The organism is Photobacterium halotolerans DSM 18316, assembly GCF_000425165.1.
Classification (GTDB): domain Bacteria; phylum Pseudomonadota; class Gammaproteobacteria; order Enterobacterales; family Vibrionaceae; genus Photobacterium; species Photobacterium halotolerans.
On record NZ_AULG01000026.1, the window covers coordinates 13,023 to 36,129 of the forward strand.

The 23,107-nt window shown below is 55.7% G+C and carries 20 protein-coding genes; 10 read left to right on the top strand and 10 right to left on the bottom strand.

Translation table 11 applies throughout. The features are described from left to right. The first annotated feature begins 5 nt into the window (after positions 1–5). The gene (locus tag H511_RS0107300) at positions 6–1,451 is read left to right on the top strand and encodes a TrkH family potassium uptake protein (RefSeq protein ID WP_027251712.1); all 1,446 of its coding nucleotides are present in this window, start codon (positions 6–8) and stop codon (positions 1,449–1,451) included. A gap of 20 nt (positions 1,452–1,471) precedes the next feature. On the opposite strand, the gene trhA is transcribed toward H511_RS0107300, so the two are convergent. Next, complete coding sequence (gene trhA, locus H511_RS0107305) at positions 1,472–2,140, bottom strand: PAQR family membrane homeostasis protein TrhA (RefSeq protein ID WP_027251713.1); 669 nt, start codon at positions 2,138–2,140, stop codon at positions 1,472–1,474. Between the two features lie 120 nt (positions 2,141–2,260). Beyond that, entirely contained in the window at positions 2,261–3,055 is a 795-nt protein-coding gene (locus tag H511_RS0107310) for a sporulation protein (RefSeq protein WP_027251714.1), read from the bottom strand. A gap of 161 nt (positions 3,056–3,216) precedes the next feature. Between H511_RS0107310 and H511_RS0107315 the strand changes: the two genes are divergently transcribed. From H511_RS0107315 to H511_RS0107330, 4 genes are all read left to right on the top strand, one after another. After that, a complete protein-coding gene (locus tag H511_RS0107315) occupies positions 3,217–3,483 on the top strand; it encodes a YihD family protein (RefSeq protein ID WP_027251715.1) in 267 nt (88 codons plus the stop codon). Positions 3,484–3,661: 178 nt separating this feature from the next. Then, positions 3,662–5,092, top strand: coding sequence for a cytochrome c oxidase accessory protein CcoG (gene ccoG / locus H511_RS0107320; RefSeq protein WP_027251716.1), 1,431 nt, complete (start codon positions 3,662–3,664; stop codon positions 5,090–5,092). Between the two features lie 94 nt (positions 5,093–5,186). Next, positions 5,187–6,176: a serine/threonine protein kinase gene (locus tag H511_RS0107325; RefSeq protein WP_027251717.1), complete on the top strand. Its 990-nt coding sequence runs from the start codon at positions 5,187–5,189 to the stop codon at positions 6,174–6,176. Between the two features lie 72 nt (positions 6,177–6,248). Then, on the top strand, positions 6,249–6,851 hold the full coding sequence (locus tag H511_RS0107330; RefSeq protein WP_027251718.1) for a thiol:disulfide interchange protein DsbA/DsbL: 603 nt from the start codon (positions 6,249–6,251) through the stop codon (positions 6,849–6,851). 65 nt (positions 6,852–6,916) lie between these two features. On the opposite strand, the gene H511_RS0107335 is transcribed toward H511_RS0107330, so the two are convergent. After that, complete coding sequence (locus H511_RS0107335; RefSeq protein ID WP_027251719.1) at positions 6,917–8,443, bottom strand: YifB family Mg chelatase-like AAA ATPase; 1,527 nt, start codon at positions 8,441–8,443, stop codon at positions 6,917–6,919. A 414-nt stretch (positions 8,444–8,857) separates the two neighbouring features. Between H511_RS0107335 and ilvG the strand changes: the two genes are divergently transcribed. The 5 genes from ilvG (at position 8,858) to ilvA (ending at position 15,191) form a co-directional block, all read left to right on the top strand. Then, on the top strand, positions 8,858–10,507 hold the full coding sequence (gene ilvG, locus H511_RS0107340; protein ID WP_027251720.1) for an acetolactate synthase 2 catalytic subunit: 1,650 nt from the start codon (positions 8,858–8,860) through the stop codon (positions 10,505–10,507). Continuing rightward, positions 10,504–10,764: an acetolactate synthase 2 small subunit gene (gene ilvM / locus H511_RS0107345; protein WP_027251721.1), complete on the top strand. Its 261-nt coding sequence runs from the start codon at positions 10,504–10,506 to the stop codon at positions 10,762–10,764. The genes ilvG and ilvM overlap by 4 nt, the downstream gene beginning before the upstream one ends. A 15-nt stretch (positions 10,765–10,779) precedes the next feature. Beyond that, complete coding sequence (locus H511_RS0107350) at positions 10,780–11,712, top strand: branched-chain amino acid transaminase (protein WP_027251722.1); 933 nt, start codon at positions 10,780–10,782, stop codon at positions 11,710–11,712. Between the two features lie 78 nt (positions 11,713–11,790). Next, complete coding sequence (gene ilvD / locus H511_RS0107355; RefSeq protein ID WP_027251723.1) at positions 11,791–13,632, top strand: dihydroxy-acid dehydratase; 1,842 nt, start codon at positions 11,791–11,793, stop codon at positions 13,630–13,632. A 5-nt stretch (positions 13,633–13,637) separates the two neighbouring features. Then, positions 13,638–15,191, top strand: a complete 1,554-nt coding sequence (gene ilvA / locus H511_RS0107360; protein ID WP_027251724.1) for a threonine ammonia-lyase, biosynthetic — start codon at positions 13,638–13,640, stop codon at positions 15,189–15,191. Between the two features lie 110 nt (positions 15,192–15,301). Here the strand turns inward: ilvA and H511_RS0107365 are convergent, their stop codons facing one another. From H511_RS0107365 to atpG, 7 genes are all read right to left on the bottom strand, one after another. Continuing rightward, entirely contained in the window at positions 15,302–15,682 is a 381-nt protein-coding gene (locus tag H511_RS0107365) for a helix-turn-helix transcriptional regulator (protein ID WP_027251725.1), read from the bottom strand. 286 nt (positions 15,683–15,968) lie between these two features. Beyond that, a complete protein-coding gene (gene glmS, locus H511_RS0107370; RefSeq protein WP_027251726.1) occupies positions 15,969–17,801 on the bottom strand; it encodes a glutamine--fructose-6-phosphate transaminase (isomerizing) in 1,833 nt (610 codons plus the stop codon). Positions 17,802–17,828: 27 nt separating this feature from the next. After that, a complete protein-coding gene (locus H511_RS0107375; protein WP_027251727.1) occupies positions 17,829–18,602 on the bottom strand; it encodes a DeoR/GlpR family DNA-binding transcription regulator in 774 nt (257 codons plus the stop codon). A gap of 168 nt (positions 18,603–18,770) precedes the next feature. After that, on the bottom strand, positions 18,771–20,132 hold the full coding sequence (glmU, locus tag H511_RS0107380; RefSeq protein ID WP_027251728.1) for a bifunctional UDP-N-acetylglucosamine diphosphorylase/glucosamine-1-phosphate N-acetyltransferase GlmU: 1,362 nt from the start codon (positions 20,130–20,132) through the stop codon (positions 18,771–18,773). A gap of 224 nt (positions 20,133–20,356) precedes the next feature. Next, positions 20,357–20,779 carry a F0F1 ATP synthase subunit epsilon gene (locus tag H511_RS0107385; RefSeq protein ID WP_027251729.1) on the bottom strand — a complete coding sequence of 141 codons (423 nt, stop codon included), beginning with the start codon at positions 20,777–20,779 and terminating at the stop codon, positions 20,357–20,359. 17 nt (positions 20,780–20,796) lie between these two features. After that, positions 20,797–22,203: a F0F1 ATP synthase subunit beta gene (atpD, locus tag H511_RS0107390; protein WP_027251730.1), complete on the bottom strand. Its 1,407-nt coding sequence runs from the start codon at positions 22,201–22,203 to the stop codon at positions 20,797–20,799. 32 nt (positions 22,204–22,235) lie between these two features. Continuing rightward, positions 22,236–23,102, bottom strand: coding sequence for a F0F1 ATP synthase subunit gamma (atpG, locus tag H511_RS0107395; protein WP_027251731.1), 867 nt, complete (start codon positions 23,100–23,102; stop codon positions 22,236–22,238). Positions 23,103–23,107: the final 5 nt, after the last annotated feature.

Genomic DNA, 23,107 nt, shown 5'->3' on the forward strand with positions numbered 1-23,107 from the left:
CAGCTATGGTTAATCTTCGTCCGATCATCTTTGTCATAGGGCTGGTCTTGTCCAAGATCGCCCTGTTTATGTACCTGCCCACCATACTGGCATTTCTGACCGGGACGGGCGGCTTCATTGATTTTGCTACCGCGGTCATCATTACCCATATCGTGGCGTTTGCCTGCCTGACGCTCGGTAAGGTGAAAGATTTCAAGCTCGGGGTCAGGGACATGTTCCTGCTGACCACACTGGTCTGGACTGTCGCCAGCGCCTTTGCCGCGCTGCCCTTTATGCTGATTAATCACATCAGTTTTACCGACGCCTATTTCGAAACCATGTCAGGCATCACCACCACAGGGTCAACGGTACTGAGCGGGCTCGATGACATGGCCCCCAGCATTCTGTTGTGGCGTTCCACCCTGCAATGGCTGGGCGGGATCGGCTTTATCGTGATGGGGGTAGCCATTCTGCCGATGCTCAACGTTGGCGGGATGCGCCTGTTCCAGACCGAATCCTCAGACTGGTCGGAAAAAAGCTCCCCGCGCACCAAAAACGTGGCCACCAATATCGTGACTGTCTATCTCAGCCTGACGGGGATGTGCATTCTCGGCTACATGGCGGCGGGCATGGATACCTTCGATGCGGTCAATCATGCTTTCACCACCTTATCCACCGGCGGTTATTCCACCTCAGACGGCTCGATGAACCACTTCTCACCAGCCGCGCACTGGGTCGCCGTTGTGTTTATGTTTGCCGGCGGGCTGCCGTTTCTGCTCTTTGTGCAAGTACTGCGCAAAAGGCAGCCGGCGTCATTGCTGCGGGATGCACAGGTCCGGGGTTATGCTGTAACTGTACTGATAGTCAGCCTGGTGATTGCGCTCTGGCTGTGCTGGCAGGATGGTTATGCCTTCAGTCATGCCATTCGGGTCGCCATGTTCAATATCGTTTCCGTGGTCACCACCACTGGCTTCGGGCTGGAAGATTTTACCGCCTGGGGCGCGTTTCCGACCGTGGTATTTGCTTTTATGATGCTGGTCGGCGGCTGCTCAGGTTCCACGGCCGGCGGCTTCAAGGTGTTCCGTTTTCAGGTTGCCATCGCCTTGCTGCGCAAACAGCTGATGCAGCTGATCCACCCGTCAGGGGTGTTTATTCAGCGGTATAATCAAAGACCGGTCACGGATGCGATTGTCCGCTCTGTGGTGGCCTTCGCCCTGACCTTCATCATGACCATCATCATTATTGCCGCATTGCTGGCGATGCTGGGGCTCGACCCCATCACCAGTATCAGCGGCTCAGTGACAGCCGTAGCCAATGTGGGGCCGGGCATGGGCACTATTATTGGCCCGACAGGTAATTTCGCCTCTCTGCCGGACGCCGCCAAATGGCTCCTCAGCCTCGGCATGCTGATGGGCCGGTTAGAGATCCTGACCGTACTGGTACTGGCATTCCCGGCTTTCTGGAAAAACTGACCCGTTGCACCTTGCCGGGTCTAACCCGGCAGCCCGGCTGTTGGTGTCACGTACCAGTAAATAGCCAGAAAATGGCAAACCGTGCCGCCCAGCACAAACAGATGCCAGATGGCGTGATTGTAGGGAATCCGCTGATTGACGTAGAACACCACGCCAAGGGAATACACCACACCGCCCACGGCCAGCCAGATCAGTCCGGCCGCCGACATCGCCATCGCCAGCGGATACACGGCCACCAGAGACAACCACCCCATCGCCAGATAGATCACCAGAGACAGACGCTTGAAGTGGTAGATAAACACCACTTTGAACATGATCCCCAGCAAGGCTACCGTCCAGATCACAGCCATCAGCGTCACCGCCAGCGGCGTCCGCAGGGTAATCAACAGGAAAGGGGTATACGTACCGGCTATCAGCAGGTAGATCGCGCAGTGATCCAGGGTTTTCAGAACGCGCTTTGCCCGCTCAAACGGAATGGCATGATACAGGGTGGAAGCGAGATACAGCAAAATGATGCTGGCGCCATAAATGCTCAGGCTGGCCACACTGAGCGCATCGGCATTCACTTCCACTGCCCGCATCAGCAGCATCACCAGAGCGACTATGCCGAAAATCATCCCGGCGCCGTGGCTGAGGCTGTTGGCGGTTTCCTCGGCTGCTGAGTACGTCTCTTTGTGTTGTTCGACCATCAATGCTATCCGTTTTCTTCTGTACTTCCCAGCAGTATGGCACAGTTTGGCTTACACTTGTAAGCTGAAATTTATGACACCGCAGTAGCAGCACAGTTAGCTGTATTCATGGTGCGTTACTCAGAGATTGTCGACCTGATCCAAATACCTCATCACCCGCTCTCCGGCTTCTGACGGGGACAGATCCAACGGCAAGCACAGCTGGCGTTTAAGCTCGCTGCTGCCGAGCAGGCCGGACAACAAACCGCCCACCCCGCGCTGCCGGCGATCAATCGAGAACCACAGCCTGAGGCAGTCATCGTCACGCTGAGTGATCAGCTCCAGTTCACGCCAGCGGCCATGAAAAGGGCCGAACACAGGCACAAACTCAAACACCTGTACAAAGGGCAGCTCAAAACCGCGCACCGCTTCGCATTCCACCTGCAATATACGCAGTCCCGCCTGCTCAAGGGCAGTAAACACGCCGTCAAGCAAAGGATCCGGCCGCACGGTCAGGGAGTCTTTGTCTTTGGGATCCAAGGCCGACGGCACATCTAGGTGCGTTTCCAGCCACACGCCCGAATAGCCGATAGTGATTGGGGTGTTGAGCGGCAATTCAAACCGGCAGTCAAACTGGCGCTCTTCACCGGCCGCCAGGGTAAAGGCCTGCGGCAAATGCCACTGGGCCAGGGTATGCGTGCGGGTGACTTTTTCCATCCGCCGCTCGCTGTCACCGCGGCTGACAGCCTGCTCATCCTCAAAGCTGCAGCACAGATACAAATGCACATTATCCACCGCCTGCACGACTTTTCCGCCTTTGATCTCAATACGAACGGGCAGAGCCTGACCCGGGATCAGCACTTCGGTTTCCAATACTGTATCGACTCTGGCGCCGCCCAAACCCAGGCTGGCCAGTGTTTTATGAAAAAGCGACATCATGGCTCCTTGTCCGTATCCATCCATTGTGAGTATGAAACCAGTTTATATAGCCAATTTGGGTTCAGCAAGGCATGGACTGAAACTGACAGCGTTTGGGTTCTGACATCACCGTCTGGTATAATCCACACTAAAAGTAAGCTTAACAAAGGAGCCGGACCATGGCTGAGCACCGCATTACCGAACTGCTGGCACTTCTCAAGCCTTACTGGCAGCAGTACCCGGATTTAAGCCTGAGCGGGGTCGTGGCACAACTGGCAAACGAAGCCGGATTTCAGGGGTCACTGATCGATGTGAGCGATGATATGCTGATTTATCAGCTGAAAATGCGACAGGAAAAACAGGAGGCCATGATTCCGGGCCTGGCGAAAGACTGCGAGCCAGATTTCAAAACCGCCATACTCAAAGCCAGAGGGATTATCCAATAACCCCAAAAACCTTAAGCGCATTTTTTGAGCGAGGTAGAATATTCAACCAGTTAGATAAGGTATAATCCGAGCTTATTACTATCAGGGCCAACAGCACCTGAATTTATGATTGCCCAGGCGATGCACCCGGGCACATCTGCCAGCGTACAGACTGGCTATGCCCAAGGAATGCAATGCCATGAACCAAGAGAGAATCAAAATTAAGGACGTCACTCCCAAAGAGTACAACCCTAAGACCCATAAAGGCGGCGACGACCGCTTCAACCCGAGTAACCGTATTTATGTACGGGCCATGAAAGGGGTCTATCAGCAGCTGCGCCAGCGTATGGGGTGGTTAATGATGGGCCTGTTCCTGATACTGCCGTGGATCACCTACAATGGCAGACAGGCGATTTTGCTTGATATCGGCCGCCAGCAGTTCAACATTTTCGGTACCACTTTCTGGCCTCAGGATCTGATGTTACTGGCCAGCCTGCTGATGGTCGCGGCCTTTGCGCTGTTTTTTGTCACCACCTTTCTCGGCCGGGTCTGGTGCGGTTATATGTGCCCGCAAACGGTCTGGACCTTCATCTACATCTGGTTTGAGGAAAAGCTGGAAGGGCCGGCCAACAAGCGCCGCACCCAGGACAGCAAGGCACTGACCTCCGATCTTGTTGTGCGCAAAACCCTCAAGCACATAGCCTGGCTGGTGGTCGCCCTGATCAGCGGCCTGACCTTCGTCGGCTATTTTCTGCCTATCCGTGAATTAGTTCCCGGCTTCTTCACCTTCAGTGCCAGCTTCCTGGCGGTGTTCTGGGTACTGTTCTTCACCTTCTGCACCTATGGCAACGCCGGCTGGATGCGCTCCATCGTCTGTATTCACATGTGTCCGTATGCCAGATTCCAGTCCGCCATGTTCGACAAAGACACCTATATCGTCGGCTATGATGCCGCCCGGGGCGAAAAACGCGGCCCGCGCTCGCGCAAAACCGATCATAAAGCGCAGGGGCTGGGCGACTGTATCGACTGTAACCTCTGCGTCCAGGTTTGCCCGACCGGGATCGATATCCGCGATGGTCTGCAGTATGAGTGCATTAACTGCGGTGCCTGTGTGGATGCCTGTAACCAGACGATGGACAAAATGGGCTATCCGCGCGATCTGATCACTTACACCACAGAGCACAAGCTGGAAGGCAAGAAAACCCATATCATGCGGCCGAAACTGATCGGCTACGGCGCTGTGATGCTGGCGATGTTCGGCCTGATGGCCTATCTGGTGGTTTCCGTGCAGCCTATGGGACTGGATGTGATCCGCGACCGTAACCAGCTGTTCCGTATCAATAACGAAGGGCTGGTCGAGAATACCTACACCCTGAAAATTCTCAATAAAACCCAGCAGGATGCCACTTATCAGCTGCAGGTTGAAGGTCTGGACAATGCCCAGTGGTATGGCCCTCAGCAGGTGAATGTCAATGCCGGTGAAGTGTTTACCCTGCCGATCAGCCTGGGCGTTGACCCTTATGAGCTTGAACGGCCTATTGTCGATATCCGGTTTATCATGGAACATCAGGGCAGCGAGGAAACCAGTCGTCTGGTGACCGACAGCCGCTTTATCGGCGAGTTACGCTAACCCCTCACGCCAATCAGTAAATAAAGGGCCGATTACGGCCCTTTTTCATTATGCTGTATACTGATGCGACATTTATAACCATGGCTGTAACACTATGACAGCACTTGATGATTTCAGCTTTGCTGATCTGACACCGGACTTACTGCTCAATGCGCTGGAGAGCACGGGCATTTATGCCTCATCGGGACTGTTGCCCCTCAACAGTTATGAAAACCGGGTCTACCAGTTCAGCAGTGATGACGGCCGCCGCTACGTCGCCAAATTCTACCGTCCGCAGCGATGGAGTGATGCCCAGATCCAGGAAGAACATGACTTCGCCGCCGAACTGGCTGCTCAGGAAATTCCGCTGGCAGCGCCCCTGGTCATGAACGGCCAAACCCTGCACCACTATGAACACCACCGTTTCGCGCTGTTCCCCAGCGTCGGCGGCCGCCAGTTTGAAGTCGATAATGTTGACCAGCTTGAGCAGGTCGGCCGCTTCCTGGGCCGCATCCACAAAGTCGGTCAGCGCACACTGTTCAGCCACAGGCCCACGCTGGGGCTGGAGGAGTATCTGGTTCAGCCCCGACTCGTCCTGGAGCAGTCCGGGTTTATCCCGATGCATCTGGAATCGGCTTTTTTCGGCGATCTGGACCGCCTGATCGCCTTACTGAGCGAGCGCTGGCACAGCGACTGGCAGTCGCAACGTATTCACGGCGACTGCCATCCGGGCAACATACTGTGGCGCGACGGTCCGCTGTTTGTCGACCTGGACGATGCGCGAAACGGGCCGGCGGTGCAGGATCTATGGATGCTGCTCAACGGCAGTCGCCAGGATCAGCTGATGCAGCTGGATACCCTGCTGGAAGCGTATAGCGAATTTGCCGATTTTGATCCGCGTGAATTGCAACTTATTGAACCATTACGCGGTCTTAGATTGGTGCATTACATGGCATGGCTAGCAAAACGCTGGCAGGATCCGGCTTTCCCGCGTGCATTCCCCTGGTTTGCTGATGCAAAATACTGGGAAGGTCAGGTACTGGCCATCAAAGAACAACTGGCTGCCCTTGAAGAGCCGCCACTGCAGCTGATGCCGCAATGGTAATCAGTCTGACTTGAATCCGAACAGCCGTACCTGTAAAAGGTATTGTATTGATTTTTCAGGGAGAACCCTTACATGTTGAAAACACTTTTTGCGCTGGCAACAGCAGCGCTGCTTTCTTTTTCCGCGCATGCCGCCAAGTTTAGCGAAGGCGATTACTATCAGGTGCTGGAACTGCCGAAATCATCCACGCCGGTTGTGAACGAGTTTTTCTCGTTTTACTGCCCGCATTGCTTCAACTTTGAACCGCTGATCCAGCAGCTGAAAACCAAAATCCCGGACAACGCCAAGTTCCAGAAAAGCCATGTCTCCTTCATGGGCGGCAACATGGGCACCTCGATGAGCAAGGCTTACGCGACCTCGGTCACCCTGGGTATTGATGACAAAATGATCCCGGTACTGTTCAGCCAGATCCATCAGGCGAACAAACCGCCGCGCAACGATGAAGAGCTGCGCCAGATCTTTCTCGATAACGGCGTGAAAGCCGAAGACTTCGACGGCGCCTTCAACAGCTTCGCCGTCAACTCTATGGTCAACCGTTTCAACAAAGGCTTCCGCGACAGCGGCCTGACCGGTGTCCCGGCCGTGGTGGTCAACAACAAATACCTGGTGAAAACCGACAAAGTAAAATCCGCCGATGAATACTTCGAGCTGATCAACTTCCTGCTCAAGCAGTAAGTTTTTTTCTCTGTGAAAAAGGGCCGAAAGGCCCTTTTTTTGTCTCAGTTGTTTCTCCGAACAAGTCACACCACCTGGCTGGTGATCTGCTTCAGCAGCCGGTCCATGGCGCGGTAGCCTAAGGCTTCGGCCAGATGGGCCCGTTCGATCTCGGGTTTGCCGGCCAGATCGGCGATGGTGCGGGCGACTTTGATGATGCGGTGATAGGCGCGGATCGACAGGCCGAGCTGATGCAGGGCGGTTTCGAGAAACTCAGCGTCGGCTTTGGTCAGTGCGCAGTGCTGGTCCAGTTCACGGGTACCGAGCAGGGCATTGATCTTGCCGCCGCGGCTGTGCATCCGGCCCCGCGCTTCCTTCACCCGCTCTTTGATCACCCCGGTGGTTTCCCCTCTGTCGCCGCCCTGTGCCAGGGTGCCACGCGGCAGGGCGGGGATCTCAATCGACATATCAAACCGGTCCAGCAACGGGCCGGACAAACGTCCCAGATAACGCAGTATCGCCTGCGGATTGGTACGGGTCTGGCTGCCTTCGTAGTAACCGGTCGGGCTGGGATTGAGCGCACCAATGAGCTGGAACCGGGCCGGAAAGGTGGTTTTGCTGGTGGCTCGGGAAATCACGATCTCGCCAGATTCCAGCGGTTCACGTAAAGAATCCAGCACTTTTCGCTCAAACTCCGGCATTTCATCTAAAAACAGAATCCCGTTATGGGCCAGCGAAATTTCACCGGGGCGGGGGATAGAGCCGCCGCCCACCAGCGCCGCCATCGAGCTGGAATGATGCGGGGCGCGAAACGGGCGGTTGCGCCAGTTGCCGGCATGGAGTGACTGCGCGGTCAGGGAAGTAATGGCGGCGGTTTCCAGCGCTTCCTCGACATCCATCTCAGGCAGCAAATCGCACAACCGCGAGGCCAGCATAGTCTTGCCGGTGCCGGGCGGGCCGACAAACAGCAAATTGTGGCCGCCTGCCGCGGCGATCTCCAGCGCCCTTTTGCCCTGCTGCTGACCTATGATGTCCTGCATGTCGCGGCCATTGACCGTCGGCAGAGCCTGACCGGGCGCGCGACAATGCAGCGACAGCGCTTCCTGACCACACAGGTAGGCACACACGGCCAGTAAGCTGGCCGCTGATTTGTGTATCTCCCTGCCCACCAGCGCCGCCTGATCGCCATTGGCATCGGGCAGCACCAGGCAGCGGTTCTTCTGCTTGGCCGCCAGCGCCGCCGGCAGCGCGCCCTTGATGGAACGTAACTCGCCAGACAGAGCCAGTTCGCCCAAAAATTCATGATCGTGCAGCTTAGTGTCGGGGATCTGGCCCGATGCGGCCAAAATGCCCAGCGCGATGGGCAAGTCAAAGCGCCCGCCTTCTTTGGGCAGATCGGCCGGGGCCAGATTGACAGTGATCCGGCGCGACGGAAATTCGAAATTGGCATTCACTATCGCGCTTCTGACTCTGTCTCTGGCCTCCTTCACTGTGGTCTCAGGTAACCCCACCAGATTGACCGCCGGCAGGCCATTACTGAGGTGAACCTCGATGGTAACCGCCGGCGCATCCACCCCGACACAAGCCCTGCTGTGAACTATCGCCAACGTCATTTTCAACCTCTCAATAAATTAATTAACTGCCATATCACTGGATAAACACGTTTTATCAGCATAATGTACGCAAGATATCCAAGGCGGATTGAAAATAACCACAACAAATTTCTTGTCATGCGACGAATGTCTGTGTTAAGACTAAGGGCGCACAACACATAAACAAGAATTTTGGACAGACAAGTCAATGCTATTAAACGTCAACCTACTGGTCCTCATTATTAACGTCATCGTGGTGATTATCTCACCGCGACGGGGGCTGGCAGGCGTAAAATAGCACATACGCAAACACACGCAGAAAAAGCCCCCGCACCGACAAGGTCCGGGGGCTTTTTTCATACCTGATGCCAGAAGACTGCACTATTCCAATAAACCGCAGCACTGGCAGAGGTCATCAAGAAACAGGGAGCCATGATGACAGGCGCAGAGTTAGTAGTAGAAGCCTTGAAGCAACAGGGGGTGAGCACAGTCTTCGGATATCCGGGCGGTGCCATCATGCCAATTTACGATGCCTTGTACGATGGCGGCGTCAGGCACGTGCTGTGCCGCCACGAACAGGGTGCTGCCATCGCCGCTATCGGGTATGCCAGAGCCAGCAAAGGGATAGGGGTTTGCCTGGCCACCTCAGGGCCGGGTGCCACCAACCTGATCACCGGACTGGCCGACGCCATGCTGGATTCCATCCCGCTCGTGGCTATCACAGGTCAGGTCGCCAGCCCTATGATAGGCACTGACGCGTTTCAGGAAGTCGATGTCCTGGGGATGTCACTGTCGTGCACCAAGCACAGTTTTCTGGTGACAGACCCGGCAGAACTGCCCGCCGTACTGAGCGAAGCCTTTGAAGTGGCACTGAGCGGCCGACCGGGCCCTGTGCTGGTGGATATCGCCAAAGACGTACAAGTTGCCGCCATCGAACACCCGCTTGCCCCACTGCATGAATTACCGGCGTTACCCGAGACCGACCCTGCACAGTTTGCCCTGGCTCAGCAGCTTATTGCCGACAGCCAGCGTCCTATTCTTTATGTCGGCGGCGGGGTACAGCTGGCAGATGCCGTCGCCAGTGTGCGCGCGTTTCTCGACATCACGCACATGCCGGCAGTCTCGACCCTGAAAGGGCTGGGCTGTGTTGAGAAAAACTACCCCTATCACCTGGGTATGCTGGGGATGCACGGCACTAAAGCTGCCAATCTGGCGGTACAGGAAGCCGATTTGCTGATTGCGGTCGGTGCCCGTTTCGATGACAGGGTGACAGGCAAACTGGATACCTTCGCCCCCCACGCCAAAGTAGTTCATCTGGATATCGATACCGCCGAGCTGGGTAAACTGCGTCAGGCTCATGCCGCTTTGCGCTGCGATATCAATGAGGTGCTACCGCAACTGGCCCGCCCGATGGCGCTGGCGCCCTGGCAACAGCACGTTACCCGCCTGATGGCAGACAACGGCTGGCGTTATGACCATCCTGGCGAGCGCATTTTCGCGCCGCTGCTGCTGAAACAACTGTCAGACAAAATGGATGACAGCACGGTCATCAGCACCGATGTCGGCCAGCACCAGATGTGGGTCGCCCAGCATATGAGCCACAGACAACCGCAGAATCTGCTGACCTCGGCCGGGCTCGGCACTATGGGCTTCGGCCTGCCGGCCGCGATCGGTGCCAAACTGTCCCGTCCGGATGATCAGTCTATTCTGGTATCGGGCGACGGCTCTTTCATGATGAATGTGCAGGAACTGGGCACCATCCGCCGTCTCGGCCTGCCGGTCAAGATTGTACTGCTGGACAACCAGCGTCTGGGCATGGTGCGCCAGTGGCAGGAGCTGTTCTTTGACGGCCGCTACAGCGAAACCAACCTGTCCGATAACCCGGATTTCGTCACCCTGGCCAGTGCCTTCGGCATCCCGGGCCAGACCATTACGCGCAAAGATCAGGTCGGTCCTGCGCTGGATACTCTGCTGGCGAGCGAGACAGCCTACCTGCTGCACGTTGCCATTTCTGAAGCTGATAACGTCTGGCCGCTGGTTCCGCCCGGTGGTGCCAACCACGACATGATGGAGGAACCTGTATGACCCAGCACACCCTGACTATCCAAGCCACCAGCCGTCCGGAATTACTGGAACGTGTTCTAAGAATCACACGCCACCGCGGATTCATGGTAAAACAGTTTTCAATGGCGCATAGTGAAGATTGTCAGTCCGTCGACATTGAAGTCACGGTAGACAGCGAGCGTCCCATCAGTGCCCTCTATCACCAGTTGGACAAACTGTGGGATGTCAACGGCGTCACCATTTTAGAGCAACAACAAAAACAACAAATCAGCGCATAACGAAAGGATTACACAATGGCAAACACAGCAGATTACATTTGGTTTAATGGCGACATGGTGCCTTGGGCAGACGCGAAAGTACACGTACTGACTCACGCGATGCACTACGGTACCTCCGTGTTCGAAGGCATTCGCTGCTACGAGACGCCAAACGGACCTGTGGTCTTCCGTCACCGTGAACACATGGCCCGACTGAAAGATTCTGCCAAGATCTACCGCTTCCCGATCCCATACACTGTTGATGAGCTGATGGAAGCCTGCCGCGAAACCCTGCGCGCCAACAAACTCAATTCTGCCTATATCCGTCCGCTGGGCTATGTGCCTAACGTGGGTCTGGGTGTCTGTCCGCCGAACGGCACGGAAATGGATCTGATCATCGCGGCGTTTTCCTGGGGCTCTTACCTGGGCGAAGAAGCACTGGCCAACGGGATCGATGCCATGGTGTCGAGCTGGAACCGCGCCGCGCCGAATACCATTCCGACCGCTGCCAAAGCGGGTGGTAACTACCTGTCTTCGCTGTTAGTCGGTGGTGAAGCCCGTCGTCACGGCTATGCCGAAGGCATTGCGCTGGATGTACGCGGCTACCTCTCTGAAGGGGCCGGCGAAAACATCTTTGTGATCCGCAACGGGGTGATTTCTACCCCGCCGGCCACCAGCGCCATTCTGCCGGGTATTACCCGCGATGCCATAGTGACGCTGGCCAAAGACATGGGTTATGAGATCCGCGAAGAAAACATCGCCCGCGAAGCGCTGTATCTGGCCGATGAAGTCTTCATGACAGGCACCGCAGCGGAAATCGTCCCGGTGCGCAGTGTGGATCAGATCACAGTCGGCGAAGGCAAACGCGGCCCGATCACCGAAAAAATTCAGGCGGCCTTCTTTGGCCTGTTCAATGGTCAGACAGAAGACAAGTGGGGCTGGCTGGATCCTGTATATCCGGCAAAATAAGCCACACTTATAAGCAAGAGAAGCAATGTCCCCGCCGGTGTCTTCGGGCACCGGCGGCCAAAAAAGGAATTTCACGTTATGCCTAAGTACCGTTCAGCCACCACCACCCACGGCCGTAATATGGCGGGTGCCCGCGCCCTGTGGCGTGCCACCGGCGTCAAAGATGAAGATTTTGGCAAACCTATCATCGCTGTCGTCAACTCCTTCACCCAGTTCGTACCAGGCCATGTTCACCTGAAAGATCTGGGTCAGCTGGTTGCCGCTGAAATCGAAAAAGCCGGTGGGATTGCCAAAGAATTCAACACCATTGCCGTTGATGACGGGATTGCCATGGGCCACGGCGGCATGCTGTACTCCCTGCCGTCGCGCGAGCTGATTGCCGACTCGGTCGAATACATGGTCAATGCCCACTGCGCCGACGCCATGGTCTGTATCTCCAACTGCGATAAGATCACCCCGGGGATGCTGATGGCGTCCATGCGCCTCAATATTCCGGTGATCTTCGTCTCCGGCGGCCCGATGGAAGCCGGTAAGACCAAGCTGTCTGATCAGATCCTGAAACTGGATCTGGTCGATGCCATGATCCAGGGCGCCGATCCCAAAGTCTCTGACGAGCAAAGCGAGCAGATCGAGCGTTCAGCCTGCCCGACCTGCGGCTCCTGCTCAGGCATGTTTACCGCCAACTCGATGAACTGCCTGACCGAAGCCCTGGGCCTGAGCCAGCCGGGTAACGGTTCATGCCTGGCCACCCATGCCGATCGTAAAGAGCTGTTCATCACCGCCGGTCAGCGCATTGTCGGTCTGACCAAGCGTTACTACGAGCAGGACGACGACAGCGTGTTGCCGCGCAACATCGCCAGCAAGAAAGCCTTCGAAAATGCCATGGCGCTGGATATTGCCATGGGCGGCTCCACCAATACCGTGCTCCACCTGCTGGCGGCGGCGCAGGAAGGCGAGATCGACTTCACCATGGAAGACATCGACCGCATGTCACGCCGGGTACCTCACCTGTGTAAAGTGGCCCCGTCAACGCAGAAATACCACATGGAAGATGTCCACCGTGCGGGAGGCGTGTACGGCATTCTGGGTGAACTGGACCGCGCCGGCCTGCTGCATTCAGACGTTCCCAACGTGCTGGGCATGACGCTGTCAGAAGCCCTGGCCCGCTACGACATCAAGCAAACCGATTCTGAGGAGGTTGCCACCTTCTTCCGCGCCGGTCCGGCCGGTATCCGTACCACTCAGGCCTTCTCACAGGACTGCCGCTGGGACACCCTGGATGACGATCGCGAGAACGGCTGTATCCGCAGCAAAGCGCACGCTTTCAGCCAGGACGGCGGTTTGGCTGTGCTGTCGGGCAACATGGCAGTCGACGGCTGTATCGTGAAAACCGCGGGCGTTGATGAAAGCTGCCTGACCTTCAAAGGCCCGGCCGTGGTGTTCGAAAGCCAGGAAAGTGCGGTGGAAGGCATACTGGGCGGCAAGGTCAAAGCCGGTGATGTGGTGGTGATCCGTTATGAAGGCCCGAAAGGCGGCCCGGGCATGCAGGAAATGCTGTATCCGACCACTTACCTCAAGTCTATGGGACTGGGCAAAGAATGCGCCCTGATCACAGACGGCCGTTTCTCCGGCGGCACCAGCGGCCTGTCTATCGGCCACGTGTCACCGGAAGCGGCCAATGGCGGCACCATAGGCCTGATTGAAGACGGCGATCTGATCACTATCGACATCCCTAACCGCGGCATCGAGCTGAATGTGGACGACGCCACCCTGGCACAGCGCCGTGCCGCCGCCGATCAACGCGGCTGGAAACCACTCGATCGTCAGCGCAGCGTCTCCTTTGCCCTGCGTGCCTACGCCAACCTGGCGACCAGTGCCGATAAAGGCGCGGTCCGCGACAAATCCAAACTGGAAGGGTAAGTATGATGAGTGAGGTGACACAGGCCAGGGCTGCTGAGTTTCTCAGCGGCGCTGACTATTTAAGGGAAACCCTGCGTGCCCCGGTATACGAGGTGGCGCTGGTCACGCCGCTGCAAGACATGGAGCGGTTATCCAAGCGCTTGGGTAACCGCATCCAGATCAAGCGCGAAGACCGCCAGCCAGTGCACTCATTCAAACTTCGTGGCGCCTACAACATGATGTCTCAGCTGACCGCGACACAACGCCAGGCCGGTGTGATTGCCGCGTCAGCGGGCAATCATGCGCAGGGCCTGGCCTTGTCAGCCCGCCAGCTGGACGTCAAAGCCGTGATTGTGATGCCGCGCACCACCCCGGATATCAAAGTGGAAGCGGTCAAAAGCTTCGGCGGTGAAGTGGTGCTGCATGGCAGCAACTTTGATGAAGCCAAAACCTACGCCATTGAACTGGCTGAGAAGCACCAGTTCACCTTTATTCCTCCGTTCGACCACCCGGCCGTGATTGCCGGGCAGGGCACCATAGGCATTGAGCTGGTCCAGCAAAACGGCCATCTCAACTATGTGTTCGTGCCGGTCGGCGGCGGCGGCCTGGCCGCCGGGGTATCGGTGCTGCTCAAACAACTGATGCCGGAAATCAAGGTAATAGGTGTCGAAGCCGAGGATTCCGCCTGCCTGCGTGCCGCGCTGGATGCCGGCGAGCCAGTGACTCTGGATCAGGTGGGCCAGTTTGCCGACGGTGTCGCGGTAAAACGGATCGGTGATGAGACCTTCCGGCTGTGCCAGCAGTATCTCGATGATGTGATTACGGTCAGCAGTGACGAAATCTGCGCCGCCGTCAAAGACATTTTCGAAGATACCCGTGCCATCGCCGAGCCGTCAGGGGCGCTGTCGCTGGCCGGTCTGAAGAAATACAGCGAGCAGCATCAGCTGCAAGGCCAGCAGCTGGCCTCGATTTTGTCGGGCGCCAACCTGAACTTCCACGGCTTGCGCTATGTGTCTGAGCGTTGCGAGCTGGGTGAAAAGCGCGAGGGTTTGCTGGCCGTCACTGTACCGGAACGGCCGGGTGCGTTTCTCGATTTCTGCCACCTGCTGGGCGGCAGGGCAGTCACTGAGTTCAACTACCGCTACAACGACGACACCCTGGCCAATGTTTTTGTCGGTGTCCGTTTGCTGCAGGGACAGGAAGAGCTGGAAAGCATCATTACCGATCTGCGTAAAGGCGGTTATCCTGTGGTGGATCTGTCGGATGATGAAATGGCCAAGGTGCATGTGCGCTATATGATTGGCGGTCGCCCGTCCAAGCCGCTGCAGGAGCGTCTGTACAGCTTTGAGTTTCCGGAATACCCGGGGGCGCTGCTGAAATTCCTGACCACATTGGGCACTCACTGGAACATCAGCCTGTTCAATTACCGTAACCACGGTGCCGACTACGGCCGGGTGTTATGCGGGTTTGAACTCGAAGATCATGATCTGCTGTCCTTCACCAGCCACCTGCGTGAACTGGGTTACCAGTGGAAAGACGAGACCGACAATCCGGCCTACCAGTTCTTCCTCGCCCAGTAAGCGAATAGATCAGCAAGCCGGTCCGATGCCGGCCGGAAAGACACAGCCCCGTCTAAACGGGGCTGTTTTTTTTTCACCTTTGTCCTTTTCACTATCCCTTCTCACTCCCGTCAGGATTTATCTTTCTGGGTCAGCGCCCGGGTATATTCCGCCATGAAACCGGCCAGATTGATACTCTGCTGCAAAATCACATTCCGGGCCGAATGGGGCAGACGACTGAAATACTGGAGCAAGCGGTCAATTTCTTCTTTATATTCGCTTTCCAGAATTTCCAGTCCTTCATCCCCGTACACGAACCAGGTCAGCGGCCGCTCGGTGATTTCTGAAATCGCCGACAGCAAACGCACTTTGGGCTCGGTTTTTCCTGTCTCCAGGTCCAGATAAGTTTGCCGGGCAACCCCCAGTTGCTGAGCCATGTGTACCTGAGTCAGGCCTTTCCACTCTCGCGCTTCCTTGATCCGCGAGGCGATCTTCGCTTTAGGATCTGTCATCACTACCTCCACCACTGCAATATGTTCCGACCAAACAGGTCAGCATAAAATCAGCCAACTCAGGTGTTATTGTTTTTATAAAAATATCAACAAGTTACAGAAGGCGACATTTTGGGATTGCAAAGCGCAACGCAAAACAGGAAGAATTCAACCAAAGCATCTGATTTCGCAAACAAAAAACGTCACTTCTGTACTAAATCATAGACGCTGGGAGTAGGGGCGAAGGGCAAAACGAACAAAGGCGCCACAATTGACGCCTTTATCTCAGGGCTAAGACAGCCGTGCCTTATTCTACTGTCACCGATTTGGCGAGGTTGCGCGGCTGGTCAACATCCGTGCCTTTGATCAGCGCCACATAATAAGACAGTAACTGCAGCGGCAGGGTGTAGAGGATCGGAGCAATGAACTCGTCGCAGTGCGGCACGTTCAGCACTGTCATGGTGTCGTCGCTGGCGAAGTGGGCATTCACATCGGCAAACACATACATCAGGCCGCCACGGGCACGTACTTCCTCGACATTCGACTTGAGTTTTTCCAGCAGCTCGTTGTTCGGCGCCACCACAATTACAGGCATGTCGGCATCAATCAGGGCCAGCGGGCCGTGTTTCAGCTCACCGGCGGCATAGGCTTCAGCATGGATGTAGGAAATCTCTTTCAGCTTGAGCGCACCTTCCATCGCAATCGGCGACTGCTCGCCGCGGCCCAGAAACAGGGCGTGGTGCTTGTCGGCAAAATCTTCTGCCAGGGCTTCAATGTCATCCGCCATCGCCAGGGTCTGCTCAATTTTGGCCGGCAGGCTTTGCAGTGCCGCCACCAGCTTGGCTTCCAGCGCATCATCGATGGTTTTACCGCGGCCAATCGCCGCCACCAGCATCAGCAAGCCGGCCAGTTGCACGGTAAAAGCTTTGGTGGATGCCACGCCGATTTCCGCGCCGGCTTTCATCATGTAGGCCAGGTCAGATTCACGCACCAGCGACGAGCCGGGCACGTTGCAGATAGTCAGGCTGGCCATGTAACCCATTTCTTTCGCCAGACGCAATGCGGCCAGGGTATCGGCGGTTTCGCCCGACTGGGACAGGGTGACCAGCAGGCTGTTCTCATACACGTGTGACTTGCGATAACGGAACTCGGAGGCAATCTCGACGTTACAGGATACGCCCGCCCACTGCTCCAGCCAGTAACGCGCCACCAGGCCAGCGTGATAGCTGGTGCCGCAGGCAATGATCTGTACATGTTTCACTTTCTGCAGCAGGGCTTCGGCGTTATCGCCAAAGGCGGATGCCAGAACCTTACCGTTCGCCAGCCGGCCTTCCATGGTGCGCTGCAGCGCCACCGGCTGCTCGTAAATTTCTTTCAGCATGTAATGGCGGTACTGACCTTTGTCACCGGCATCGTGCGACACTTCCGATTCGTTGATCTCACGCTCAACCGGCTCACCCTGCTTATCGAAGATGTTCACTTCAAAACGGGTCACTTCCGCAACATCCCCTTCTTCCAGGAACGCAAAACGGCGGGTCACCGGCAGCAGGGCCAGCTGATCAGAGGCAACAAAATGCTCATCAACGCCATAGCCGATCACCAGCGGGCTACCGGAGCGGGCCACCACAATCCGGCTCGGATCACGGCTGTCCATCACCACAGTGCCGTAGGCACCTTCCAGCTGAGACACTGTCTTCTGCACCGCTTGCAGCAGGCTGTCGGCGCTGCGCAGCTCCCAGTCCACCAGGTGAGCAATCACTTCGGTATCTGTCTGCGAAACAAAACGATAGCCGCGTTCAGTGAGCACAGAGCGCAGCGATTCGTGATTTTCGATGATGCCGTTATGGACAATCGCGATGTGCTCGCCGGACACATGGGGGTGAGCATTGGTTTCGGAGGGTTCACCGTGTGTCGCCCAGCGCGTATGGGCAATACCGGTGCCGCCGGACAACGGGTTGGCGGCCACGGCGTCGGCCAGTTCCTGCACCTTACCCAAGCGGCGAGCACGCTGCAGGGCATGGTCGCTACCCACCACAGCCACACCGGCAGAGTCGTAACCCCGGTATTCCAGACGGCGCAAACCTTCAATCAGAATGCCAGCCACATCGCGTTGGGCCACCGCCCCGACGATTCCACACATAGAAAATACTCCTGAAAAAATTAAGATTTATACTTTGACGGCGGCGCAGATCACCTGCACCCCTTGCTGTTCGATTTCTGCCCTGGCCACAGAATCCAGACCTTGATCGGTGATCAGGGTACTGATGCTGCTCCACGGCAGTTCAAGATTGGGGATTTTGCGTCCAATTTTGCTCGATTCGACCATCACCACCACTTCACGGGACACTTCTGCCATCACCCGGCTCAGGCCGATCAGTTCGTTGAAAGTGGTGGTACCGCGAGTGATATCAATGCCGTCGGCACCGATAAACAGCTGGTCAAAATCATAGGAGCGCAGGACAGATTCGGCGACCTGGCCCTGAAACGCTTCGGAATGCGGATCCCAGGTGCCCCCTGTCATCAGCAGGGTCGGCTCGTTTTCCAGCTCATTGAGGGCATTGGCGACATTGAGTGAGTTGGTCATCACTATCAGGCCCTGCTTGTCTCCGAGCAGGCCGATCAGTGCGGCCGTGGTGCTGCCGCTGTCGATGATAATGCGGTTATGATCGCGGATACGGGCTGCAGCAGCCTGGGCGATCGCTTGCTTTCGAATCGAAACTTCCGGTTCATGACCCGCCGCCACAATCTCTGAGGGCATGGCAATCGCCCCGCCATAGCGGCGCAGCAGCAGACCGGCTTTTTCCAGCGCAGCAAGATCTTTACGGATAGTCACTTCGGAGGTGGCAAATTGCTGGGCCAGCGCATCGACACTGACTTCGCCCTGTTCATTGACCAGAGCGACAATGGCATGGCGTCTCTGCTGGGTGTTTCGTTTCGACATGTAAGTTTTACTTATTATTTAAGTTTCGAACTGAAAGCAAATATAGCAAAACAAAAGAAGTAAGATCAAGAAAATACCAAGATGGCAGGCCATAAACTGGGCGGCAAGCTGAGTTTACGGCAAAAAAAAGCAGCGCCTGAGCGCTGCCTGTCGGTTAGCCGTTTCGGGTTATTTTTGCTTTTCCGGCCGCTTCCAGCCTTTGATTGTCCGTGCCGGGGCGCGAGTGATCACTAACTCACCGTCACCCACATCGCGGTTGATCGTCGCACCGGCTCCGATAGTGGCACCCTTACCGATTTTCACCGGGGCGATCAGCTGCGTGTCGGAACCGACAAAAACATCGTCTTCGATTTCCGTCCGGAACTTATTCGCCCCGTCGTAATTGCAGGTGATGGTGCCGGCACCGATATTGACCCGATCACCGATTTGCGCATCACCCAAGTACGTCAGGTGACTGGCCTTGGAGCCTTTACCGAGGCGGGACTGCTTCATTTCGACAAAGTTACCGACATGGGAATCACCCACCAGCTCAGCGCCGGGACGCAGGCGGGTAAAGGGCCCCACAGTACAATCTTCTCCAACCGTTGCCCCTTCGATAATGCTGTAAGGGCGCACCAGGGTATTATCATCGATTTCGCAGTCAATCAGCACAGAACCCGCACCGATCACCACATTGTCGCCCAGAGTAACATGGCCTTCGATGATGACATTGACATCAATTTCGACGTCCTGGCCGCATTGCAGGGTACCGCGCAAGTCAAAACGGGCCGGGTCACGCAGCATCACGCCTTGTACCAGCAAACGCTCAGCCTGAAGAGACTGGTAAGCCCGCTCCAGACGCGCCAGTTGCAGGCGGTTGTTAACGCCTTCCACTTCGACCGCTAAGGCCGGGTGAACCGCCTGGATATGACGACCTTCAGCATGGGCCATGGCAATCACGTCAGTCAGATAATATTCACCCTGCGCATTGTCGTTTTTCAGCTGGCCCAGCCAGCGCTTGAGATCACCGCCATTGGCGACCATCACACCTGTGTTGATCTCACGAATTTGCTGTTGCGCTGGCGTGGCGTCTTTTTGCTCCACAATAGCCACGACGGCCTCATTTTCACGCACGATGCGGCCATAACCGCTCGGATCATCCAGTACCACAGTCAGCAGACCAATACCGCCTTCTGGCTGGGCTTGGAGTAAGTTCTCCAGCGTCTCGCCACTGATCAGAGGCACATCACCATAGAGAATCAGTACCTGCTCATCATCACCAAAGTCACCCGATGCCTGATTCACGGCATGACCGGTACCAAGCTGCTCAGCCTGAAGCACCCAGTTCACGGGCTCTTGTGCCAGACGCGCCTGCATCAGATCGCCGCCATGGCCATACACCAGATGAATATTCGCGGCACCCAAATCACTGCAGGTATCGATTACGTGTTTTACCATCGGCTTGCCTGCCAGAGTATGCAGCACTTTAGGCAGAGCAGAATACATGCGGGTACCTTTACCCGCGGCCAGGATCACAGCGCTGAAGCTCATGAATCAGTGTCCCTTCTTATCAATGTGGTAGATATCTGGATGCATTGTATCGGCTCGCTGCGTCCGATATAAGTCTTTATCGAGCATTATTGACACAGCATACACTGACAAACCACGGCTTTGTGAACTCAGCCAAGACATTTCACTGCCAACCGGAAGCCGGATCTCCGCCCGCAGGCAAAAAAAAAGCGACCCTAAGGCCGCTTTTTTGCACAGATACCTGATTAACGCTTACGCCTTGTCAGCTCGATCACTCGAAGCTGGGCGATTGCTTTCGCCAGGTCACTGGCCGCTTGGGCGAAGTCGATGTCACCATGCTGATTGTGGATACGCTCCTCAGCCTGACGTTTCGCTTCTTCAGCCTTGGCTGCGTCCAGATCAACACCACGGATTGCCGTATCAGCCAGTACAGTGACTGCACCTGGCTGCACTTCCAGCATACCGCCGGAGAGGTAAATCACTTCCTCACCACCGTGTTGTTTCACGATCCGAACCATTCCTGGCGTGATAGCGGTCAGCAGCGGGGTGTGGCCTGCGTGAATACCCAGTTCACCTTCGCTACCGGTCACCTGGATATTTTCAGCACGACCAGAGAAAAGACTCTTTTCTGCGCTTACTACGTCCAGATGGAAAGTTATCGCTGCCATATCGCCTCCTGTTCAGCTTACAGCTTCTTCGCGTTTTCCAGTGCGTCTTCGATCGCGCCGCAGTACATGAATGCCTGCTCTGGAATATCATCGTATTCGCCAGCCAGCAGGCCTTTGAAGCTGCGCAGAGTATCTTTCAGAGGAACATAGATACCAGGGTCGCCAGTGAAGACCTGTGCTACGTGGTAAGGCTGAGTAAGGAAACGCTCAATCTTACGTGCGCGGGCAACAGTTTGCTTGTCATCTTCAGACAGCTCGTCCATACCCAGGATTGCGATGATGTCTTTCAGCTCTTTATAACGCTGCAGGGTGCTTTGGACACCACGTGCAATGTCATAGTGCTCCTGACCAACCACCAGAGGATCCAGCATACGCGAGGTAGAATCCAGTGGGTCGATCGCTGGGTACAGACCCAGAGAAGCGATCTGACGAGACAGTACAACCGTCGCATCCAGGTGGGCGAACGTGGTCGCTGGTGACGGGTCAGTCAAGTCATCCGCAGGGACGTAAACGGCCTGAACAGAGGTGATAGAACCCGTCTTCGTTGAGGTGATACGCTCCTGAAGAACACCCATCTCTTCTGCCAGCGTAGGCTGATAACCTACTGCAGACGGCATACGGCCCAGCAGTGCTGATACTTCAGTACCGGCCAGGGTATAACGATAGATGTTATCGATGAACAGCAGTACGTCACGGCCTTCATCACGGAACTTCTCAGCCATGGTCAGGCCAGTCAGTGCAACGCGCAGACGGTTACCCGGTGGCTCGTTCATCTGACCGTAAACCATTGCTACTTTTGATTCTGCTGGATTTTCCAGGTTTACAACCCCGGCTTCCTGCATCTCGTAGTAGAAGTCGTTACCTTCACGGGTACGCTCACCCACACCGGCGAATACCGACAGACCTGAGTGTTTCAGGGCGATGTTGTTGATAAGTTCCATCATGTTAACGGTCTTACCTACACCCGCACCACCGAACAGGCCGATTTTACCACCCTTAGCGAATGGGCAAACCAGGTCGATAACTTTTACGCCGGTTTCCAGCAGTTCAACCGCGTTAGACTGCTCTTCATAGCTCGGTGCTGCACGGTGAATAGCGTAACGCTCTTCTTCACCGATCTCACCGCATTCGTCAATAGGCTGACCCAGAACGTTCATGATACGTCCCAGAGTCGCTGTACCTACCGGTACTTCAATTGGTCGGCCTGTATTTTCAACAGTCAGACCACGACGCATACCATCAGAACTACCCATGGCGATACCACGAACTACGCCGCCACCCAGCTGCTGCTGAACTTCCAGTACAAGCGTACCTTTTTCTTTGGCATCAACGTGTAGGGCATCATATACCTGTGGTACAGAGTCCTGTGGAAACTCTACGTCGACTACCGCACCGATGATCTGTACGATCTTACCTGTAGCCATCGTTAATCCTCTAAACTTATTAATTCTTTGCCTTAAACAGCGGACGCACCGGAAACGATTTCCGACAGCTCTTGTGTAATCGCAGCCTGACGGGCTTTGTTGTACACAAGTTGCAGTTCGTCAATCAAATCACCTGCGTTATCCGTTGCCGCTTTCATCGCAACCATTCGGGCCGCTTGCTCACAGGCAAGGTTTTCGACCACACCCTGATAGACCTGAGATTCGACATAGCGAACCAGCAAGGTATCCAGCAGAGGTTTAGGCTCAGGCTCGTAAATGTAGTCCCAAGCATGGCTGCGTTTCATTTCTTCGTCTTCTGACTTAGGCAAAGGCAGCAATTGATCGATCACTGGCTGTTGAACCATGGTGTTGACAAACTTGTTGTACACCAGATACAAACGGTCCAGCTGGCCCTCATCATATTTCTTCAGCATCACACCTACGGTACCGATCAGCTCATCAACAGAAGGCTTATCGCCCAGACCTGTTACCTGAGCCGCAACACGGCCGCCGTAGTTGTTAAAGAAAGCTGTAGCTTTAGCACCAATCAGCGCCAGTTCAACCTCAGCTCCCTGATCTGACCATGACTTCATCCCTGCGATGGCTTGTTTGAACAGGTTCACGTTCAAACCGCCACACAGACCACGGTCAGTTGAAACAATGATGTAACCTACGCGCTTGGCCTCACGCTCCTCTAAATAAGGATGCTTATATTCGAGGCTACCAAGGGCGATATGACCGATCACTTTGCGCATTGTTTGTGCGTATGGACGTGATGATTCCATAGCGTCTTGCGATTTACGCATTTTAGACGCCGCAACCATCTCCATCGCTTTAGTGATCTTCTGAGTGTTTTTAACACTACCGATCTTGTTACGTATCTCTTTTGCGCCGGCCATCGTTA

Excerpts from the sequence above, each read along its gene's own strand:
- H511_RS0107300 (WP_027251712.1), top strand. The coding sequence starts at position 6 with ATGGTTAATCTTCGTCCGATCATCTTTGTCATAGGGCTGGTCTTGTCC.
- trhA (WP_027251713.1), bottom strand. The coding sequence starts at position 2,140 with ATGGTCGAACAACACAAAGAGACGTACTCAGCAGCCGAGGAAACCGCC.
- H511_RS0107310 (WP_027251714.1), bottom strand. The coding sequence starts at position 3,055 with ATGTCGCTTTTTCATAAAACACTGGCCAGCCTGGGTTTGGGCGGCGCC.
- H511_RS0107315 (WP_027251715.1), top strand. The coding sequence starts at position 3,217 with ATGGCTGAGCACCGCATTACCGAACTGCTGGCACTTCTCAAGCCTTAC.
- ccoG (WP_027251716.1), top strand. The coding sequence starts at position 3,662 with ATGAACCAAGAGAGAATCAAAATTAAGGACGTCACTCCCAAAGAGTAC.
- H511_RS0107325 (WP_027251717.1), top strand. The coding sequence starts at position 5,187 with ATGACAGCACTTGATGATTTCAGCTTTGCTGATCTGACACCGGACTTA.
- H511_RS0107330 (WP_027251718.1), top strand. The coding sequence starts at position 6,249 with ATGTTGAAAACACTTTTTGCGCTGGCAACAGCAGCGCTGCTTTCTTTT.
- H511_RS0107335 (WP_027251719.1), bottom strand. The coding sequence starts at position 8,443 with ATGACGTTGGCGATAGTTCACAGCAGGGCTTGTGTCGGGGTGGATGCG.
- ilvG (WP_027251720.1), top strand. The coding sequence starts at position 8,858 with ATGACAGGCGCAGAGTTAGTAGTAGAAGCCTTGAAGCAACAGGGGGTG.
- ilvM (WP_027251721.1), top strand. The coding sequence starts at position 10,504 with ATGACCCAGCACACCCTGACTATCCAAGCCACCAGCCGTCCGGAATTA.
- H511_RS0107350 (WP_027251722.1), top strand. The coding sequence starts at position 10,780 with ATGGCAAACACAGCAGATTACATTTGGTTTAATGGCGACATGGTGCCT.
- ilvD (WP_027251723.1), top strand. The coding sequence starts at position 11,791 with ATGCCTAAGTACCGTTCAGCCACCACCACCCACGGCCGTAATATGGCG.
- ilvA (WP_027251724.1), top strand. The coding sequence starts at position 13,638 with ATGAGTGAGGTGACACAGGCCAGGGCTGCTGAGTTTCTCAGCGGCGCT.
- H511_RS0107365 (WP_027251725.1), bottom strand. The coding sequence starts at position 15,682 with ATGACAGATCCTAAAGCGAAGATCGCCTCGCGGATCAAGGAAGCGCGA.
- glmS (WP_027251726.1), bottom strand. The coding sequence starts at position 17,801 with ATGTGTGGAATCGTCGGGGCGGTGGCCCAACGCGATGTGGCTGGCATT.
- H511_RS0107375 (WP_027251727.1), bottom strand. The coding sequence starts at position 18,602 with ATGTCGAAACGAAACACCCAGCAGAGACGCCATGCCATTGTCGCTCTG.
- glmU (WP_027251728.1), bottom strand. The coding sequence starts at position 20,132 with ATGAGCTTCAGCGCTGTGATCCTGGCCGCGGGTAAAGGTACCCGCATG.
- H511_RS0107385 (WP_027251729.1), bottom strand. The coding sequence starts at position 20,779 with ATGGCAGCGATAACTTTCCATCTGGACGTAGTAAGCGCAGAAAAGAGT.
- atpD (WP_027251730.1), bottom strand. The coding sequence starts at position 22,203 with ATGGCTACAGGTAAGATCGTACAGATCATCGGTGCGGTAGTCGACGTA.
- atpG (WP_027251731.1), bottom strand. The coding sequence starts at position 23,102 with ATGGCCGGCGCAAAAGAGATACGTAACAAGATCGGTAGTGTTAAAAAC.